Genomic DNA, 2,228 nt, shown 5'->3' with positions numbered 1-2,228 from the left:
GCCGGCGGCGCCTACGTGCCGCTGGATCCGGACTATCCCGCCGCACGCCTGCAGCAGATCCTCGACGACGCCGATCCGGCCCTGCTGCTGGTCGATGCCGCCGGCCGCATCGCCCTCGGCGACGGGGCGCTGCCGGGCCGCCACGTGCTGGACCTGGACCACCCGCATCCGACCTGGCACCAACAGCCGCAGACCGATCCGGATCCGCATGCCCTCGGCCTGCACGCCCGCCACCTGGCCTACGTCATCTACACCTCCGGGTCCACCGGAACCCCCAAGGGCGCCCAGAACGAGCACCGCGCCCTCGTCAACCGTCTGGTCTGGATGCAGCAGGCCTATCGCCTCGACGCCCGCGACGTCGTCGTGCAGAAGACCCCCTTCGGCTTCGACGTATCGGTCTGGGAGTTCTTCTGGCCACTGCTGAACGGGGCCACCCTGGCCCTGGCGCCGCCGGGGGCGCACAAGGATCCCGATGCCCTGGCCGCACTGTTCGTGCACCACGGCGTTACCACCGCGCATTTCGTGCCCTCCATGCTGGCCCTGTTCCTGCAGACCCCCGGCGTGGAACGCTGCACCACGCTGCGCCACCTGGTCTGCAGCGGCGAGGCCCTGCCCGCCAGCAGCGTGCGCCTGGCCCAACGGCGCCTGCCCTGGACCGCCCTCCACAACCTCTACGGCCCCACCGAAGCGGCGATCGATGTGACCGCCTGGACCTGCCCGCCCGCCTTCGCCGGGGAGAGCGTGCCCATCGGCCGTCCCATCGCCAACACCACGATCTACCTGCTCGACGGCAACGGCCAACCGGTGCCACTCGGCGCCGTCGGCGAACTGCATATCGGCGGCGTCGGCGTGGCCAGAGGGTATTTGAACCGCCCCCAGCTCACCGCCGAGCGCTTCCTCCCCGATCCCTTCGCCGCCGATCCTGAGGCACGTCTGTACCGGACCGGCGATCTGGCGCGCTACCGCGCCGATGGCGCCATCGAGTTCCTCGGCCGCATCGACCACCAGGTCAAGCTGCGCGGCTTCCGCATCGAACTGGGCGAGATCGAGGCGCGCATTGCCGAACATCCGGCCGTGCACAGCACCGTCGTGCTGGCCCTGGGCGAGGCGGCGCACATGCGCCTGGTCGCCTATGTCGTCCCGCGCGAGACGCCCGCCGATGCGCCCAGCGATGCGCTGGTCACCACCTTGCGTACGTTCCTGGCCCGCACTTTGCCCGACTACATGGTGCCGGCCGCGTTCGTGTGCCTGCCTGCCCTGCCGCTGAGCGCCAACGGCAAGCTCGACCGCAAGGCCTTGCCCGCGCCGCAGGACGACGCCTTTGCCCGGCATGCCTATGCGCCGCCGCACCCGGGCATCGAGGCCATCCTCGCCGAGGCCTGGGGCCGGTTGCTGGGGCGCGAACGGATCGGCCGCCACGACCAGTTCTTCGCCCTCGGCGGCAACTCCCTGCTCGCCGTGCGCCTGCTCAGCCGCATCGAGGCAGCCTGCGGCGTCCGCCTGTCGCTGGCCGAGGTCTTCGCCCACCCGACGCTGCGCGAACTGGCACACGTCGTCACCCGCCACCAGAGCGACGCCGCCACGGCGTCGTTGCCGGCCATCGTCCCGGTCCACCACGGCGACACCCTGCCGCTGTCCTTCGCCCAGCAGCGCCTGTGGTTCCTGGCCCAGCTCGAAGGCACCGGCACCGCGTACCACATGCCCGGCGCCCTGCGCCTGCGCGGCGACCTCGATCCGCTCGCCCTGCGCCGTGCCCTGGACGCCCTGCTCCAGCGGCATGCCGCCTTGCGCACCGTCTTCGCCACCAGTGCCGATGGTCAACCGCTGGCGCACCTGCTGCCCGCTGGACAGGCCTTCCCCCTGGTCGAGCACGACCTCGGCCTCCAGCCCGACCAGGCCGCGGCCATCGCCAGGCTCGCCCTCGACGAAGTCCTCGCTCCCTTCGACCTGGCGCGCGGCCCGCTCATCCGCGGTCGCCTGTTGCGCCTGGGACAGGCCGACCACGTGCTGCTGATCACCCAGCACCACATCGTCTCCGATGGCTGGTCGCTGGGCATCCTGATCAACGAACTCGGTGCGCTCTACCGGGCCATGGTCGCCGGCCAGCCCGATCCGCTGCCGCCGCTGGCCGTGCAGTACCCGGACTACGCCGCCTGGCAGCGGCGCTGGTTCACCGCCGAGCGCCTGGGCAAGCAACTGGACTACTGGAGCCGCTGCCTGGCCGATGC

Annotated in this window: 1 protein-coding gene; it reads left to right on the top strand. The window is 71.7% G+C overall.

Annotated elements, in window-relative coordinates; all coding sequences use genetic code 11:
- Window positions 1-2,228: non-ribosomal peptide synthetase (locus GGR64_RS20655; RefSeq protein WP_184648162.1), on the top strand; the 2,228-nt coding region annotated here is incomplete at both ends.

It is taken from the genome of Xanthomonas sp. 3307, from assembly GCF_014199735.1.
GTDB lineage: Bacteria > Pseudomonadota > Gammaproteobacteria > Xanthomonadales > Xanthomonadaceae > Xanthomonas_A > Xanthomonas_A rydalmerensis.
Note: the sequence above shows the minus strand (reverse complement) of the source record. Positions and strands in the feature narration are given on the sequence as shown.